This window comes from Sphingobacterium psychroaquaticum, from assembly GCF_900177625.1.
Lineage (GTDB): Bacteria > Bacteroidota > Bacteroidia > Sphingobacteriales > Sphingobacteriaceae > Sphingobacterium > Sphingobacterium psychroaquaticum.
In genome coordinates, this window is the sequence record NZ_FXAU01000010.1 from 1 (window position 1) to 17,751 (window position 17,751).

At 36.5% G+C, this 17,751-nt stretch carries 15 protein-coding genes; 6 read left to right on the forward strand and 9 right to left on the reverse strand.

Annotated elements, in window-relative coordinates:
- Positions 1-337: 337 nt before the first annotated feature.
- The 4 genes from B9Y69_RS18795 to B9Y69_RS18815 all read right to left on the reverse strand — a co-directional run bounded on the left by B9Y69_RS18795 (position 338) and on the right by B9Y69_RS18815 (position 3,429).
- The gene (locus tag B9Y69_RS18795) at positions 338-910 is read right to left on the reverse strand and encodes a hypothetical protein (RefSeq protein WP_144036627.1); all 573 of its coding nucleotides are present in this window, start codon (positions 908-910) and stop codon (positions 338-340) included.
- A 1,125-nt stretch (positions 911-2,035) separates the two neighbouring features.
- On the reverse strand, positions 2,036-2,263 hold the full coding sequence (locus B9Y69_RS18805) for a hypothetical protein (protein ID WP_085474546.1): 228 nt from the start codon (positions 2,261-2,263) through the stop codon (positions 2,036-2,038).
- 64 nt (positions 2,264-2,327) lie between these two features.
- Entirely contained in the window at positions 2,328-2,669 is a 342-nt protein-coding gene (locus tag B9Y69_RS18810; protein WP_085474547.1) for a DUF5675 family protein, read from the reverse strand.
- Between the two features lie 4 nt (positions 2,670-2,673).
- Complete coding sequence (locus B9Y69_RS18815; protein ID WP_085474548.1) at positions 2,674-3,429, reverse strand: hypothetical protein; 756 nt, start codon at positions 3,427-3,429, stop codon at positions 2,674-2,676.
- A gap of 758 nt (positions 3,430-4,187) precedes the next feature.
- Between B9Y69_RS18815 and B9Y69_RS18825 the strand changes: the two genes are divergently transcribed.
- The 4 genes from B9Y69_RS18825 (at position 4,188) to B9Y69_RS18840 (ending at position 8,885) form a co-directional block, all read left to right on the forward strand.
- The gene (locus B9Y69_RS18825) at positions 4,188-5,597 is read left to right on the forward strand and encodes a DUF6602 domain-containing protein (RefSeq protein WP_085474550.1); all 1,410 of its coding nucleotides are present in this window, start codon (positions 4,188-4,190) and stop codon (positions 5,595-5,597) included.
- A gap of 35 nt (positions 5,598-5,632) precedes the next feature.
- Positions 5,633-6,409 carry a hypothetical protein gene (locus B9Y69_RS18830; protein WP_085474551.1) on the forward strand — a complete coding sequence of 259 codons (777 nt, stop codon included), beginning with the start codon at positions 5,633-5,635 and terminating at the stop codon, positions 6,407-6,409.
- A 40-nt stretch (positions 6,410-6,449) separates the two neighbouring features.
- Positions 6,450-7,883, forward strand: coding sequence for a hypothetical protein (locus tag B9Y69_RS18835; RefSeq protein ID WP_085474552.1), 1,434 nt, complete (start codon positions 6,450-6,452; stop codon positions 7,881-7,883).
- A gap of 321 nt (positions 7,884-8,204) precedes the next feature.
- A complete protein-coding gene (locus B9Y69_RS18840) occupies positions 8,205-8,885 on the forward strand; it encodes a GIY-YIG nuclease family protein (RefSeq protein ID WP_234991309.1) in 681 nt (226 codons plus the stop codon).
- Between the two features lie 302 nt (positions 8,886-9,187).
- On the opposite strand, the gene B9Y69_RS18845 is transcribed toward B9Y69_RS18840, so the two are convergent.
- The gene (locus B9Y69_RS18845) at positions 9,188-9,868 is read right to left on the reverse strand and encodes a hypothetical protein (protein ID WP_085474554.1); all 681 of its coding nucleotides are present in this window, start codon (positions 9,866-9,868) and stop codon (positions 9,188-9,190) included.
- Between the two features lie 129 nt (positions 9,869-9,997).
- Positions 9,998-10,867, reverse strand: coding sequence for a DUF6602 domain-containing protein (locus B9Y69_RS18850; RefSeq protein WP_085474555.1), 870 nt, complete (start codon positions 10,865-10,867; stop codon positions 9,998-10,000).
- Positions 10,868-11,145: 278 nt separating this feature from the next.
- On the opposite strand from B9Y69_RS18850, the gene B9Y69_RS19130 reads away from it, so the two are divergent.
- Both B9Y69_RS19130 and B9Y69_RS18860 read left to right on the forward strand, forming a co-directional pair.
- Complete coding sequence (locus tag B9Y69_RS19130; protein WP_144036628.1) at positions 11,146-13,110, forward strand: hypothetical protein; 1,965 nt, start codon at positions 11,146-11,148, stop codon at positions 13,108-13,110.
- 2 nt (positions 13,111-13,112) lie between these two features.
- Positions 13,113-13,580: a hypothetical protein gene (locus B9Y69_RS18860; RefSeq protein WP_085474557.1), complete on the forward strand. Its 468-nt coding sequence runs from the start codon at positions 13,113-13,115 to the stop codon at positions 13,578-13,580.
- A gap of 519 nt (positions 13,581-14,099) precedes the next feature.
- Here B9Y69_RS18860 and B9Y69_RS18865 read toward each other — a convergent pair.
- From B9Y69_RS18865 to B9Y69_RS18875, 3 genes are all read right to left on the reverse strand, one after another.
- On the reverse strand, positions 14,100-14,294 hold the full coding sequence (locus tag B9Y69_RS18865) for a hypothetical protein (RefSeq protein WP_199768698.1): 195 nt from the start codon (positions 14,292-14,294) through the stop codon (positions 14,100-14,102).
- A complete protein-coding gene (locus B9Y69_RS18870) occupies positions 14,291-15,763 on the reverse strand; it encodes a recombinase family protein (protein ID WP_085474558.1) in 1,473 nt (490 codons plus the stop codon). The genes B9Y69_RS18865 and B9Y69_RS18870 overlap by 4 nt, the downstream gene beginning before the upstream one ends.
- Positions 15,764-16,493: 730 nt before the next feature.
- Positions 16,494-17,687, reverse strand: coding sequence for a DUF5623 domain-containing protein (locus B9Y69_RS18875; protein WP_085474559.1), 1,194 nt, complete (start codon positions 17,685-17,687; stop codon positions 16,494-16,496).
- Positions 17,688-17,751: the final 64 nt, after the last annotated feature.

Genomic DNA, 17,751 nt, shown 5'->3' on the forward strand with positions numbered 1-17,751 from the left:
AACCCGAGAGCGATCAGCTTTTACAAAAAAAATGGTTTTGTTGAATTTGATAAACACATCTTCAAACTGGGAGATGACGAACAAACCGATATAATGATGAAATTAAAAATTGGAAAATAAGACATTCCTCGGTTTCCCTCAGCATAGCATCACGCCTATCCGAAAACTTCTACCTCCCAAAAAAGCAAATACATGTACAAAATTACAGCATAACTAAAGCAAAAAGAAAGATCTTCAAATAATATATAAAAAGTAAAGACAACAGACTCCAAGAGACATCTAATCTCTTGGAGTCTGTTACTTCAGTATAGAAATTGATCTAAAACAAATAAACTATCTAGAAAGAAGCAATCTCCTTCTTATCAAGCTCCCCCTTGTGTACCCTATACAATTGAAGTACACTAAAACCTATCAGATGTCTAACAAAAACAGAATTATTTAATTGCCTATTCGTTTCAATCTCATTAATCCACCGTGTGTTTGTCGTAGTTTGTATATCTTTTTTAATCTCTTTCTCTAACTCACCCAATCGTTCTATATCGATAACTTTACAGAGCTCAATATTCCGTGATACAAAATATACTTCTTTCACCGTGAACGTCTTCGGATCAAAATACAGATCTAAATAAAGATTTTGATCCTTATTAATACTATTGCCATCCATAGTACGAGCCAAGTACCGTGATAAAATAACACCTAATTCATCGCGATACGTCGTCTTGAAGATGTTGGGATCTTGTACCGAATCATTAAGCTCATATTTCTCGAACAAAGTATTATTACCATTACCTATAGTAATGTATTTTCCATACCTATTTTCATGGACTTTAAAACTCTTGTAACCCTCTTGACAAAAAGATTGCAACATTCCCAAAACCATGAATAAACTAATAAATATAAATTTCCTCATTATTGATAACAGCTAATATTACTCAAAAGATATTTTATAAGCTACGGATCTAAATCATTATTTGGCGAACTTTAATTCGAGTATTTAGCTTTAAATACTTTTCTATACTAATTATACGAAATACGCAAGCCAACTCCAAGATCTTTAAAAAACATCTTAGCATATTGTAAACTCGCTAGTCCTAGAAAATTAGTTGTAAGGTTATAAGGCATTCCTCGGTTTCCCTCAGCAAAGCATGGCGCCAATCCAAAGAGGCCCTCTATCACCCATGCCAATTTCTTAAAATGTGCTAGAGCGCCCCTTTGCCCTGCGGGTGCTACGCAGATTGTCACCATCCTTGCCACTCGGTCAACCTCCTCATAGGCGTCTCCACTGTCCCCCGCTACCTTTGCACAAAACCCATTCCACTACGCTCCATTCAGTTCAGTGCAAAAACAGCGCAGTCCATCGACGCCCCGTATAAAGCTCACCTGCGGATCGCTCCCGCTGCGGTGTCCATAGGCAAACCCAAAAGCCGCACCACCCAAGCCATGCCTAGCCACCTTGTGTAGCGGCACTTTCGGTTGTCACCATTTTTGCAAACCCAACACACATTACCCACCACAAACCCCACTCGCAAAACCCAACGCACATCAAAAATACCGCCAACCACCCACCGCTACATATGCCGTCCCCAGTGCTAACGCACCACCTGGGGCCGCCACCCTCGCTCAACTCGCAGTCGGCTCGCTAGCGCTTGGCCCCAGGTCCGCAACCCGCTACGCTCATTGCAGCCCCGGCGCCAGCCGGAATAAAGCGCCTACCCAACCTATCCACAACTACCCTATAAACGGCAACAACAAACACCCCAGTAAAAATCAAAAAAGAGCCGAAAGATAATGGATGAAGACCAAACAGCAAGTCCAGAAAAGAACTTGCCTAATTGGCCAAACATCCATTGAAAGGCAGCTTTCTTTTTTCCTTTTCTTTTAAGAGAATATTACCTCCAGTCTACACACAAAAAAAGCCCGACCAACGTCGAGCTTTCATAAACAAACAAAGCCACCACAACTCTATTTAAATATCTTAATATCATAAAGGTACGCAAAATTAAAATCCTACCGGATTAACCCGACGAAGCCCACACTACTTCATCTTCTTATTTTGAGTATTATCATCCACCGTAACCTGGCAAACAGCCGAAAGAACAGCACCCGAAACAGTCAAATAACCACCAAGAGTCACCACCGCCGCCGGCAAAGCCACAGGCGCAGTAATAAGCACCCCACCAACAGCAGCCAACGCCAAACCAACACTACGCAATACCCGAAAAAGCTTCGGCTTAGGCGCCTTCACCCGATCAACAATATTCATTCTACACCTCCATCTTTTCAATCACCAAAACAACCTCATCACCCGCATCGATCGCATCATAAACCTACTTGCGGAACTTACGAAAAGCAGCACGAGACGAGCTACCCCTACCCAGCCCCAACAAAAGCGTAACCGGTGCAATACAACCACGCAACTCCTTCGATGCCGTATTGGCCGGATGAAACAAAATACCACTCCTACCCGGAACATCCTGCACCCAAACATGCCACGCAAAACGCTTGCTATACCGCTTCGCCAACAAATAACGACCCTCCGGGATACACGAAATACTCCGCTTATTATCCAACCAAGGTAATTCAATCGTATAGCACACAAAAGTACTATCAACGAACAGTTCGCCATTCGTACCCCCGGCACCATATTTCCGCAACAACGCTACACGCATCCCATTAAGTTCCGACTACCACCACGTTCAACGGGTTATAAGAACCATTGTTCAGCGAATAATACATACCATTAACCTCCTGCAAAAACTCCACCCCGAACACTAAAAAGCACGTGCGCTCAAACAGAGGGCCACTAATATCAAATCTATGCGTAACAGTAGGAACAAGGTCACTTTCATAAAACAACTCCACACTGTGTTCTTGCGCTAGACTGAACTCCTCGGTATAGAAATCTATACCAACAACAGCCGAGATAAATCTAAAATGCGTAGTGCCCCGAGGTGAGGACAGAAGATCCATCGGATTGAATTCCGGAACCTCCACCACAGCCGTTCCAGCCGTTCGATCTATCGCCCATGTACTGGGCGCATAAAATGTGGTAGACAAAGGCGCATTTCTATTAAAGTCAAAACCTCTTAACAACGTCAAGTCACCTCCCGTCAGCGAACGTTCACCACGACGCTCCACCGGATTTGACTGAATCACCTTCAACATCTCCCGAACCAAACGCGAAAACGCTCGACCATCCTTAGCGCGCCGGATCACTGGACGCAGCGCTCCAAAAAGAAGCTTACTCGCTTTTCCAGCCTGCCCAAATTCAGCTGCATTCTCCCGCGTACGCTGAAACTTCGGGTCACTCATAATACGAGCACGGTCTACCCCACCTTTCTCTCGAGCCAGATATCCATCCTGGCTCTTATAAAAAGTAATATCTCCGATCGTACCCTTTAACTTAATAATTCCTGATTGTTTTGCCATCTTTACTGTCGTTTAATCAAAGCCATTTCCACACAGCTTCGCCTTAAAATCAGTATTCAAGCACAACAAAACAAACCTACCCGTACCATCTGGCCGTAATGGCACCAGATGTACAGAAAGAGACGCTCGCCATAAAAATTTACTAACCGAACGCACAATATATTTGACTTCTAGACGAATCCTATTCCCGAACTAGTGATGAAGCATACCAACTCCTAAGATAAAGGGTATATAGAGTATGAAAAGAATCTGCATTTATCTAAATCACTACAATTGATAATTAAAGCAATAAAGACAAAACACCCGCTTTTAAAAAGAATTAAAATAATTTCAAATCTAACTTTCAAAAAAGTCTAATTAACTAAATTTATTTAATTTTAGATTACAAAATATCATAATAAACTAAGTTCTACGACCAACTATTAATTAGATATATTTGTCATTTAATCTTGTCAAGCCCCCCTATTGTTAAACAATAATGGAGTAATAATGAAGACTTACCATTTTTTAACTGCATTTTACCTGTTTTAGATAATGTAGTGAAAGTTGCTTCTTCTATTTGGGAAGATCGTAACCCCTCTTCCGAGAGGTTATCATATGTTTTCTTTGCAAGAAAGCTATTCAGATTTGCCATGGTTAGAAATAATCAGTCTTACCACGATACACAATATTTATGTTGTTCTTAATTAAGGATAACATTTCGACTATTAGATTATAAGCGATAAAAATAATCAGACAAAATTTGGTTATATTCAAAAATGAAATTTGATTATACACCTATTCCTGGAGAGATGTTTGTTGATTTAAGTTGCTCTTATCGCGATGTTAAAGTTTTACAGGCATATATTGACAAGGAAAACAATAGACTATACGCCACATATATAGACGACGAAACTGCTGCTTTTGTTAAGAAGCCCATTGAAGAATATAACGGCCCGTTCTTTCCTTTTTTTTCGGGATTTCGTGAACACAGAAAAGAACTTGATGAATATTACGCGTTTTACATGAAAATCCTATCTATAGTTAATGATTTTTTACGTGCAAAAAATTATTCTGCATCTTTTGTTGACATTGCGACGCACTTGGAAACCGAACATAATATTAAAACGGACATCGCTACAGCTTCATTAACCACGTTGACAGCAAATAATTTGATATTTACGTACAAATCGTTACAGTCAGGAGAATACTTATCGTTTTCAAAATTGAAGATTCAACAAGAAAACAGTAAGCTTTATTATGGATCTCTGGCGGAGGAACTGAAGATAAAAAGTGACAAAATTTCATTGCTTGTTTCACATGGCCAAACGGTCGGTAATTATCGTGAATTCATACTAAGAGATTTGTTGCGAAAATATTTGCCATCGATGTTTTCAGTAGCGACCGGATTTATCGAAGGTTTCTCACGACAATTGGACATAATAATATACGACTCACTTAATTTCTCTCCTACCTTCAGTGAAGGAGATTTAGTAGTCATACAGCAGGAAGCTGTTAGGGCTGTTATTGAAGTGAAAACCAATTTGAACGCGACGAATCTATTCGAAGCACTGGAAATGTTTCATGAGATTTCTCTACCAGGGTTTCTAAGTACTAATCTTCCAATATTCAAAGGCATATTTGCTTTTAGCAGCGAATATGTGAATGCCAGTAGCATTTCGGAAGTAATTGATGATTTTTATAACAAGCCTTATTATGTAGACTCGCTAAAATCAGAAATGACCAGGGATATATTGTATTTATATCATGAAATTACTTGCGTCTGTGTTGCAAAACAGCATTGTTTAGTAACACAATATGCTTATTTAAAACAGGACGAGTCGACAAATCTATTGCCAATACTCTTGTCAGTAAAAGATCATAAAGGACTTGATATACAAACGGCTACATTTCTATCACGGCTGTTTGATTACTTAGACGTTGGGTACTATGCTAAAAAATCATCCATCTGGAATTTCTCAAATCTAATAAGGTCATCGACGGAAGTTCAATTGGAAAAGGCTTTAGCAAGTGCCGAATGGATTCCAAGAACTTTAATTGGACATAAAGGGGATCATGCTTCTATTAAGGAGCGCCATAAGCTTTTTATCAAATGGTTCCGAGGTGAAATAAGCACGGCTGAATTCATCAAATCTTTTATAGAAGAAAGACCGGTTGAAGGCGGTTAATTGACAATCTTATTTTTCTGATCCTATATTATAAAATGGAAACTAAAATTCATCTCCAATTTTTAAACGAGCCGAACTTCCGATACTTGTGTCAAGGACTTACACTGAACGAGCGGGATATGGAAGTCATTGACCAGGTACTGGCAAAGTTAAATGACCAAGATGGCCTGATCAATACTATCATAACCCAGAACCAGCATGAAGGCCTGGAATCTACTTTGCAAACTATCGGTCCCCAGATCATTGTCAGCTTTGACAAATATGATGTATCGGGTAAACCTTTAACACCTGCTGCTGTTCTGAAGTCCAATAACTGCAACGATTTGCCACCGATGTTGCATATCAATTTGCATTCCCCTACGTTAAACATTCCACAGAGAATTGAAATTCCATTAAGATATACATTGAAAGGGGCTGCGCCATTAAAGGGCACTTACATGGTTTATCTTCATGCACTACAAATCAATGATGATAAAACATTTGTCTATTATGGAATTACCAAAAGGGGATGGATGAAGCGGTTCAATGAACATGTCCGGTTAGCTGTAAAAGGTAAGTCGCAACGGAAATTTCCAAAGTTGTTTGGTGAAAGCATCAAGGCAAGGATATACGAATTGTTCAACGGCTCGCACCTGGGTGATAATATTTTAACGGGATCGTACCATGTTGTGTGTGCCGCTGGCCGGACTCAAAAAAATGCCTGTGAAATCGAAAAATACCTCATTGATAAACGTAGCTTGTCTGCGACAGAGGGACTGAATATGATTTCAGGACATCAGGTTAGTAAGGGAAATATTCAAGATGAAATTTAAGACTTTTACTTTTTTGTTGAAAAAAACAAATTAGCTGCTTATGGAGCCAATACAAGTAACCCCTTATTTAGCTCAACGTGATTTGACCGGCGGTCATGTAACGATCCGATTGACTAGCGCTAACTTTGAAAGTGTCGCATTTCGTGATGGGACAGTTGTACTACCTTTTTACAATTGCTTTTTTGAAAGGTTAACAATAGTAAATGAGGAAGAAATAGAATTTAAACAAATTTCCATTGCTTTTTTTTCCTGTATTCTGCCAAATATAGAAATAGAAAATATCACAACTAAAAATATTACAGTTGGATTTTATGGCTCATTAGTTTCCGGAAAAATTGAGCATAAGAATTTAATTGCTCTTGATTTTAACAATTGCCTTACTCTGTCCAGTATGTTTGTAATTAACGTACCTAAAGTTCAAATCAGCTATACAAGAGAAAATTTTGAAACAAATCACTGGAGTATTCTATTGACGGGATTTCTGCAAATGAACGTGCATGAAATCGTAAATAAACCGATAAGATACCATGTTTACAATCCGAAAGTTTTTCATCTAAGTTCAAATTTTGACTATCAGGAAGAGCAATTCAAACCCGAAGTCACCATTGCATATGAACCGGGAACAGATCATATAGAAACAAAAATCAAAGGCACGTCGCTTGAAGCATTTTCTATTTCTGGTAGTCCTAATGGTAACGTCTCTGTGGAGAATACACGGATAAATAGTTGGTATATTTACAATTTCTCTCCTGATGGTAATGTCTCGTTTTACAGTATAGAACCGATAATATTATCTGATAAAGAGAATAAGATCGGCATCCATAACAGCAAGCTTGACGGAGTAGAATTTGATAACGTTTCTTTTGATAGTTATCCAATCATTTCATTTTACCGGACAAAGTTTTCAAAGGCGATATTTACTTCCTGTGATTTTCCGGAAGATTATAAAACATTCTCAAAGTTTGTTGAGATTGAGAATGTCCACTATCCTGACAGGAAGCCCAAAAACTACGACAAGGCCCAATATGAGATATTTCTACAGTTGAAAAAGGCAGTAGAAGAAAGGGGGAATTACTATGAATCACAAAAATTCCAGGCAATGGCCCATGATGCTTTGAGGCAAATCAAAAGCATTTCATGGAGTGATAGGCTAATACTTAAAATAAATAGCTGGTCTAATAATCACGCTTTATCTGTTAAGAGGCCGTTTGTCGGATTTATCATTTTCTCCATTATATTATACATATTATATCTTGGGAGTATTGGAAGAATATTTAATTCGGAAGACTTCGATCCAACTTTAATAGGTTACTATTTTTCTTTCATCGACATCACTCATCGGATAGATTTTCTGGTCGGCAAGGAAGAGTTTACAGTATGGACACTACTGATTGACTATCTAGGAAAACTTGTCTTTGGTTTTTTTATTTATCAGTTTATTACTTCTTTTAGGAAATACGGAAAACGAGCGTAGTTAAATGATCACTGTCGAACATAGAATAATGAGAGGACAGTTAACTTGTAAAACCATCGGGAGAGAGCTTCTTTTTATAAGCTGTGAAAGATCATTAAATAATTCTTGACTGGATTCGGAATCTCTTTTGCCCTCCATTATATAATTTAAGACTAAATTGAATAACATTTAGCCTGAATTTCCGCTTGTGCCAAAAGCGATCCTGAAAGAAATCCATTTAAAGCAGGGCGTCTAATGAAATTTAAATAATTTTCTTCAGTAACTTTTACTGAGCTTTTCTGATAACCAAGTTTGTTTAATACCTTTTTCTTCCAACACCTCTTGATAGGTAAAGGAGAAAACAACGAAGACGCAGCCTATATCGGCGAAGCAGAGGTTGTTGCCGACCGCTTACTACAACAAATTGCAAATAAAGATTTCTGGAATGAAGCTATATTCTTTGGAAGCAAAGACAAATATCTAAACAAGGCCAGTATAAAGTATCTGGAAAATCGATTGCATGAGTTGGCGATAAAAGCAGGTCGATACTCTATTAATCAGAACACTCCTACCCGATCCGAATTATCAGAAGCCGAACAAGCCGAGCTAGAAGAATTTCTTGCACATGTAAAAGTTCTAACGGCTACCTTAGGGCATAAACTCTTTGAAGCATTAGAGGAAACGATCGAAGACAACGCAGTCCAAAATCAAATATTCTACTGTCGTAATGGAGCCGGAGCAGACAGTAAAGGCAGCCCATCAACAGAAGGTTTTATCATATATAAAGACTCTCTTCTAATGGCAAATGAGCAACCATCACTAACTAATAGTATTAGCTCGGAAAGACAGAAAATGTTATCAGAAGGCATCTTAAAAATTGAAGGGGACTACTACAGATTAACCAAAGATTATATTTTCACATCATCATCGCGAGCAGCAACAGCAACATTAGCAAGATCAGCAAGTGGCCCTTTAGAATGGAAAACAGCAGAAGGTATTCAATTAAAGTCTTTTAACATCTAAACAACACAGTAAAGGAACATGTGAATGGTCGCTACTCTAAATCTTATTAAAAAAACCCACACCCTCTACCATAATCAAGCGCATCACCTCCTAAGATAAAGGGTATATAGAGTATGAAAAGAATCTGCGTTTATCCCAAAGACATTGCGCTTATAACAGGTAAAAGCTATAGGCAAATCCTCCGTGTCTACAACACCATTTAGAAAAAGCTAGGTAAGGAAAAGCATTATTTGCTTACGGTACATGAGGTAAGTGAGTATTTGGGGATAAATATTATATGCTTATCTTAAATCTACAATCACCTACTCTAAATAGACTTCCCAAATAAGAAGCTTAGTTTCATGCATAACCAACTTAGCTTTCAACGACTCATCAAAAATCAACTTACTAACGATATTTCTTCCCTCGTTCTTAAAAATCTGAAGAAAACGGTGATCAAAATTATTTGTCTTTTGTTTAAGCTGATGCTCTATAAGCGCAGTGGTTATATAATAGTTAGATGGAAAACTATCAATTATTTTACTGTTCATTTGATGACCAAGCATTTTATGATCGGCAACACATATGAAGAACCCTCTAGTGCCTGTAAAATTTGCTTCTAAAGACACCCTAATCATATCGTTTAACATCTTAACAGTACGATATGTCTGATTGATAGTACCATCTTCATTACTATTTTGCCGGAACAAGCCAAACTCAGCCGAAATATTTAAAAACTCCTCCTTAACGACTAAGTCAATTAATGGCTTTTCCTTGCGAAAAGCTTTATCATTATTTCGAGAATTAAAGCACTTTTCATTTATTGGCACCTCAATCTGTATTTGTGATGGTCTTAACCCATAAGTTTCTATCAGGGCGGAGAAAAAATCATATCTAACCGAGTCTTCACAGATATGCAACAAGCGATATCGGTCCAAACGCTCTTGAAGTAAATTCTTGTAATTACTGAACAGCACCTCTAAATCATAATGACAGACAATCATAATATTGAAATTTTATCTTGTTAAAAATAAACGATCCGAATTTTACACTTTACCAAATATTTAAACCCAAATAGCATTGAATTCGTCAAAACACTTCTATAAACACCTAATAATAAACACTTAAAATTGTTAAACAAATTCAGAATTAGACGAACCTCTAACATAGTTAGAATAACCTAAATTAGGATTAAGAAGTCGTAAAGTTGAAAATGCAAAACGAGAAAAATTTTCTTCCGTAAAGCATAATACAAAAGAGGCATTTAGATCATTAAATTCAAACTGAGAAGAAGATACATCGGCAATTGCTTCATCTTTTTGTTTATTCAAAAAAAGTTCGACACTACCTGTTAACACTTCATTTTCAAAACCCTCATATCGCAAAATCACAGATGGGGCTATTCCACGAAACTTTAATCCATCTAAAAAATTGTTCAATGACGATAACTTACCTCGGTCTCCTATTTTGAAGTCAAAAAATACGAGGGACCAAAAGAAATCTTTTGGTAAAAACAAGTTATAGCCGTCTGGATCGGGATTCTGGCCAGAAAGTAAAATTTCTAACTCACCTATATGGTTAATGGCATTTTTGACATTTTGCGCATTGAACCGCGATTTAACTTCGAAAACAGCCTTCACATATTCAGCAGGTATTGCTCGAGACTGACCGTTCATAGAACTATCAGGATTTTCCTCAATCCATAGAACCGGAGACTCAAGTATGTCATAAATAATAACATCAAAATGAGGGGTCGTCGCAGCCTCTCCTAACCCTTGCGAAATTATAAAGCCAGAAGTAACACCATACTTTTTCGGTAAAAAATCAGACAACCATTTCCTAAATTCCGCTTCAGCCACCTTTCCATGCTCAGTCTGTACCTTTCTGCCTTTCGACCTCACAATTGCCTGATCAAATGCCGATAACATCGCACTCTTACTCGCATTGAACTGCTCCCAACCTTGAGTGTTTGGGTTCTTAGGATATTCTCCAATATATACCATACAAAATAATTAATCATTTGCCTTTTCGGACATATGCGAAGAATACTTTTTTTTCTGGAGAAAATTTTACGGAAACCCGTATTCCAAAAAACTTAATATAGCTATGCTTTAACAATAACAGCATTTAATGCCTTTAGACCATCAATATGCAAGAAAATAAACTATAAAATAATTTACACAATGGAGGATGTATGAAGTAGAAAAGAATCAAAAACTATTATTAATTGATAATCAAACATTTAATAACTATGTTTAGAATACTAACCAATTTTTTTATTATGAAAATCACCAAAAAGATTTGCCAGACTCTTTTTTGTCTGGTATTTATCCTCCTTTCAGGATGCAGTAAAGACTATTACTTAAATGGTTCTCTTCATCAGAATGATAAACTAGATATTGAGATTATAAAGTCTAAATTTGAGAAAAGTGGTATTGACTTAAGCTTTAATAAGGAAAATACTAATTTAACGCCCTTATGGGATGGAGCATTTCGTCATTCATCAAGCATATACGTTCCGATTCGCTTTAAAAATGCGTTTATTAACATTGGAGGTAAGAAAAACGTCCCGTACGAACAACTCAATTTTTTATCTGTCACTTTAAAGGACAACGAAATTCACTTTAGTACAATAAGAATATCCCCCACTGAATGGATAACATCAAATAAACGATTAAAGGTCAATGGAAGTATTTCCTTCTACGACTTTAAAAGTAAAAGTAAATTCTCTATTAATCTCAGTAAAGATCGTGGTCCGATAAATAAACTTGCTTCTACCAATCCAGGAGGTGATGTAGAATGTATGGACGTTCTTGTATCACAATATAAAACAGACGTTTTAGATATACCTTGTACAGGTGGCCCTGGGCATACGGTAGATCATAATTGCGATTGCGACGGAACTAATTGTAGCCCACCTATGCGATTCTACCACACTTACGTAACGACTACAATAGTACAGCAGTGTTGGGGTGGTAGCGGAGGCGGTAACGGAGGTGGTGGTGGTGGCGGAGGCGGTAGTCCTGGAGGTGGTCCTGGAGGTCCTAGTACCGATCCAGGCAATTATCCGCCAGACGTTCCTTTTGCTCAATGTTATACTGGAGAAGGTTTTCAAAGTCATGAAGAATTTATGCAATGTCAAGATTACTTTTCTAATGTTATACCTATAGACCCATTAACAAAGACACAATTGCTTGGCGAGTTTATTACATTGACGAATCAAGAGGCTACGTTTCTTGCATCAAATGAAACGATTACTGACAAGATACTAGATTTTATAACATCAGGAGAGTATAACATAAGCCCCACAGGAAATGCAATAGAAAATGAAATTGAAGTAGCTAAACTTGAATTAGCTACTTGGGCAATTAAAGAACTTACAAGTGGAAATATTACTTGGGAAGATTTTGAGCTCATTTTTATTAATGGAGTTACAAGTGACTTTGACGATGACATAATAGTAGAAACAAATGTCCCTACAGTACCATCAAATTACTCCGCAATAGGTATAACGGATCCTTTCGCTCAATCAGAATTTAATAGTGTACTTAACAATCTACAAAATGACATAACAGGTGATCCTATCGAGTTTTATCTAATTTCAGTCTACAAAAATAGTAAGATATTAAATTCAAGTGTTTATTCTGTTGCATCAAATTCTATTAAAGTTGGCGAATTCACATTAACCCCTCACTATGATTCAAATAGTTTGCTAAAATTCTATACCGCTACAAGAAACCAAAATAGAGGAATAGAGTACATAATAAGAGCAGATGCATTAAGCATGTTTAAAAGTAATTATACTCTCTACAAAGCAGCTTCAAATGCCTTCTATTTAAACGGTATTCCTTCTACTTCTCAAATACAGCTTGCAGCAGGAGATTTTTTCCATGGTGTAACCAATTCATGGATCGATGCTATAAGAGATCCATCATATTATGTTTATATTACACATGTTTTATATGGAATTGGAGTTAATACAAAGAGTATTTCATTCCGTTCTACAACAATTCGAAATACAAAGAAAGTCAGCATAACAATCTATAATTATACTCCTTCGCAAATTCGCGCAATGATACAACAAAAACACGGCGGTACATGGGTAGAGTATGGAGATGGAAGATTACGGTTGGTATCTGGTTCAGATACATATTTTTATTACCCTTTTTCTAAAAGTACAGGAAAAAGCTCAATAAGCTATAGAAGAAACAACAAGGAAATTGGCGTATTCAGATTTAATGATTAATTATGGAAAAAAATTTAAGTTTACAAGAATTGAAACATGATATTATCAAGAGATATGGAGGAAGAGTCAGCTCTAGTGATTTTGGAATTCTGGATCTTTTAATAAGATCAACCCGAGGAGAAAACATTTCCTTTGTACTACAGCACTATTCAAGTGAGGAAATATCCTACAAGATTTTTTTTGCAGATTTTGTATCTTTTCAAATAAGGGATAAGATGTTAACGCAAGAAAAGGACTTTCAAAGATTACAGCCCGATAGTAATTTTGATGGTTTTTTCATTTATAAAATGAATGATACGAGGTACTTAAAATTTTTGAGGGAAGAAATGGATTTACAACTATATGAAGACATAGACTATGTGGACACGCAAAAACTACAACAATTTAGTATTATTGAACAAAATCTGATGGTAGATATAATTACAGTTTCATCTCCCCAAATCACGTTGATAGAAAATTACAAAAAGTAATAATGTAGATTAAACAACAACGGAGGAGCAATTTGTAATCAGGTCTGACTTTTATAGTCCTTAACGAAAGAATGGCGTACAGCTGTACTATCAAAGAGTATACTGTAAAAGAAAAAAGATTCATACGAGCGTGATTCTAATTCAATCGTAAAGCCATACAGTTTTTGAACGGGTACTATATATAATACAGGTCATTAAACATACACCTCTCCCCTTTTTTCGCTATCTTTACAAAGCAAAAGAATTAGGGAATATCAAGAAGATGTTTAGCGAGACCAAATCGAGACCCTTGTGAAAACAAGAATCTTAATCGATATTAAATCAAAGAGTTACGAGCGAAGTTCGACTCCCTCCGCCACTTAAGGAGACACTTAACAGAAGCTGTCTCCTTTTTTTAAACCCATAAAAAACTATGAACCAAGACATTAAAGCATGTTCATTTAGAGTTCGAAAATTTTAACAAAAATATTTAGTCTTTGGTTATCGATGACGTAAAAAATGAGGTTTGTAGCCACTCTCCTACCATTTTTCCTGAGTTCGATATCTCCTTAAGGATTCGGCATCCAAGCTACATGGATCAACGCTGTAGTATTTGGCCATTAAATATAAAAAATCTAATATAATAGCAGTCTCTTTCTCATTTACATGAATTCCATTTTTAGCTAATATCGCCATAGCTTTATTAGTGGAGATCTTTTTTTCTATATAATTCATGGCTGTTGTTTTTCGGATATTTTTGGGAGTAATATTTTTGATAAGGCACTATCAAGATGCAAGGATACACTTCTCTTCTGCAAGTCAAATCTATTAGGTGGTATTAGGCTGACCAAATGCATCTTATCTGCAGTTTCTAAATGTTTAAATACTTGTAAAACATCTATGAACGAAACTGACATCAACTCACGATGCTTCTTATAGTTTTCCAATTTAGTATTTACATTGGAAAGTTCTCCTTTAATACTTTGAGAATTGATTTGATATTCCCTTTTAATAGCGTAGTAGTCATCATTTCCTAATACAGAAGCTACAAATAGTTTTCTTGCCTGCGAGAGTAGCAACTCCTGATCCCTTAATCTTCGAACTAGCATGTTGCGTTGCTGTATATCTTCTGCTTTCTTTATATTTATATTACAATCCTCCAAAATACTACTAAATAGTTCAGTCACGTTTTTAGAAAGCTGCAGGCTCTGAAGTTCACTACAATAAGCGTCGTTAAGAGTTAACGCATTTACTCTTGTCTTACATTTAGCATTACAATGATAATAAGGATATCTTTTTGTTTTGCCTTTAGAGAAGCTGCCACAAAGCCTTTTGTAGCAAATAGGACATAGAAGAAAACTTTTCAGATAAAAAGTTTCATTCAATTCATTAGTTTTAGACGTAACTATTCTTTTCCTAGTAATAATACGCTGAACCTCATTAAACAATACTTCAGAAATCAAGGGGTCATGAATTCCTTTAACCATTTGCTGCTCTTTTGAAGAAATCTTTATTGATATAAGGCCACAATATGCCGGATTGCGTATAATTCTAAAAAAATGTGAGCGTGAACATTTTAAACCTTTTGCATCAGCTATCTTTCGGATATAATCTATCTTATTGGTGTTCTTGGATAGTTGACGAAAAACCCACTTTATGATATTCGCTTCGGGTTGTTTAGGAACGATTATTTTCCTTCCATCAAAATCGCTCATATTGATATAGCCTAAAGGAGCCTTTCCAGGAAATCTTCCCATTTGTTTTGCGCGGCGAATTCCATTTGCGGTGTTCATGGCCCTCCTACTGTTCTCCGCTTCCGGTACCGATAGATAGACAGCTAACATAACGGTACTTTCAGGAACAGAAAGATCTATTGGTTGGTCAATCGCTATAGGTGTTGTATTATATTTACGTAACAAGCCTATCATTTCATAAGCATATTCTATATTCCGACTGAATCGATCCCATTTAATAAAGAGTATGTTCTTATCTTCTCTTGGCTTCTGCCTGACTATTGCAAGCAACTTTTTCCATTCTGGCCGATTAAAATCTTTTGCCGAATAGTCTTCTCGATAAATACCTAAAACTTTAATACTATTATAATCGCAATATTTTAATAATCTATCCTCTTGTTCCGGCAAAGAGTATCCCTTTTTCTTTTGTTCGTCTGTGCTTACACGGACGTATAGATAGGCTGTTTTCATCTGAATAATGAATTCATTTAACTTGTTTACAACTAGTTGACTCTATCAAGATTACATAAAAAGCAACAGTTATTTGCATAAATTTTATTCGAAAAATCATTCTAAAAGCTTTCTTATATTCAAAAAATGATAAATACGGAATTATGATAAAGGTATACTTAGACAGGAGCGTGACGTCTTGAATAAAAAAAACTTTTCCAAGATCTAGCCGATATTATCTCAAATAAGTAGAAATTTCTATCAGTAAATTCAATTATCCATACTGGTGACATTGTTACCCGTATCAAAAACCAGAGTGAAGAAGAACAGAAATTAGTTTAGGAAGACTTGGAACTCATAACCAACTTACCACAGAGTGAATACCATGAAAAAATATAATTATTTCAATTCCTTAATATAATGCGTTCAAGATGGAGATTACGGTCATAGAAACTATGCAATTCGGAGGCAAATTGATCACTTTGAGTTAAACCATACAAACTAAGTAAAAATGGATTTGAGCCTTCTCGAGTAAAATTCAAATGGTCAAAATTATCCGAATTGATTGGTCATCTGTTTTCAAATCTGGATGGTGAATGGTATCAAAATCTCCAACAGAACAATAGTTGGAATGGAAGAAGCCTACTCCTCAATTCGAAGTGATATAGTGAAAATTCACATTATTTTCTAAATTAGCATATCCCTAAAAGAACTGTCAGCTGGTAAATTACAGCCAACTGACAGACTTTGCTTATGGAAAGATTTTGGTCCTCTTTCTAAATTTAAGATTATTTGCATTACCCTTTATTACTGAATCGTCTAAAGCCTTCAATAATAAAGACGTTTTATTTGACACATTCCAACTAAGCAAGATGTTCTTACATTTCACAAAAGTAGATTGATTTCCTCCCCATGGTGTAGATCCATCATTAAAATAGAATACCGGATTATCTACATTCACTACATTTGTATCAGGATCAATCTGATGAACCTTACCGTTTTTATCTTTCATCCAAATTGGAATGTAATCCCTATTGAACAACACTTCGGCTCCATTCTCACAAAACCATTTTCCATATGGTAATGACAATCGCATAGGATGAAATTTTTTAACCTTTGATTGATCCCTTGCAACCGTTATTTCCTCCCTAGCTAAAACAGCAGGTCCTGCATCTTCATAGCAATAAATAAGATTATTTACGGTATCATGTGAGAGAAGGATCGCTGGTTTTCTCTGGTTCTTTTTAAGATAGATCAAAGTACCCTTAGCAATTTGGCCTTTCACTTCTTTCAGCCCCTTGATCTGTTTGTTCAAAGGCCAATTATGTATTGCTTTTAAAACTTGATCCAATCTTTTATTGAGGGAATGTATCGGCGAACAACTAGGATATGAATTTTTCAGCAGTTTTCTACAGACCTCGACCAACTTTTCCAATTCCATTTTTCTCTTATCTGTTGGCCATGGATCAGAGGGGTAGTCGGTATCTCCATAATAGATTGTAAAATACAACTCATCCTTCAATTCTGTTTTGCTAGTGTATTCTAATTGTATCCAGTCATCGAGAGTAGATTTAATAATTGAAACAGCTTTGTGTCCTTTTTTGTTAAATTCGAGTGAACTATACAGTTCCTTCAAAACTCTTCCTAATTCCTGATGAATTTTAATAGGCACTTTAACATTGGGTCTTCTTGCTCCGTCTGGACTACCCAGCGTTTTGTAAGGAAATGTTAAAGGACGCGGTAAAGAATTTGGAACTTCCATTTTATTTCTTTCGTCCTTCTCTTTCGGCTGAAAACTATTTAATAAATTTCGGAAATTGGAATAGCCCTGTTCAATAGCGGACATATCCAGCGCTTGGTGATGAGGTATTCCCATCCGTTTTTTGATTTTCTTGGCGTTGCGTTTAATTTTTTCAACTTCGCCCTCATTTGTTTTTTGAGTCATCGTTCCTCCAAACTCTCGAAGAAAAACGTCACTTGTCTACCGCTCTCCGTAACGAGAAATTGGG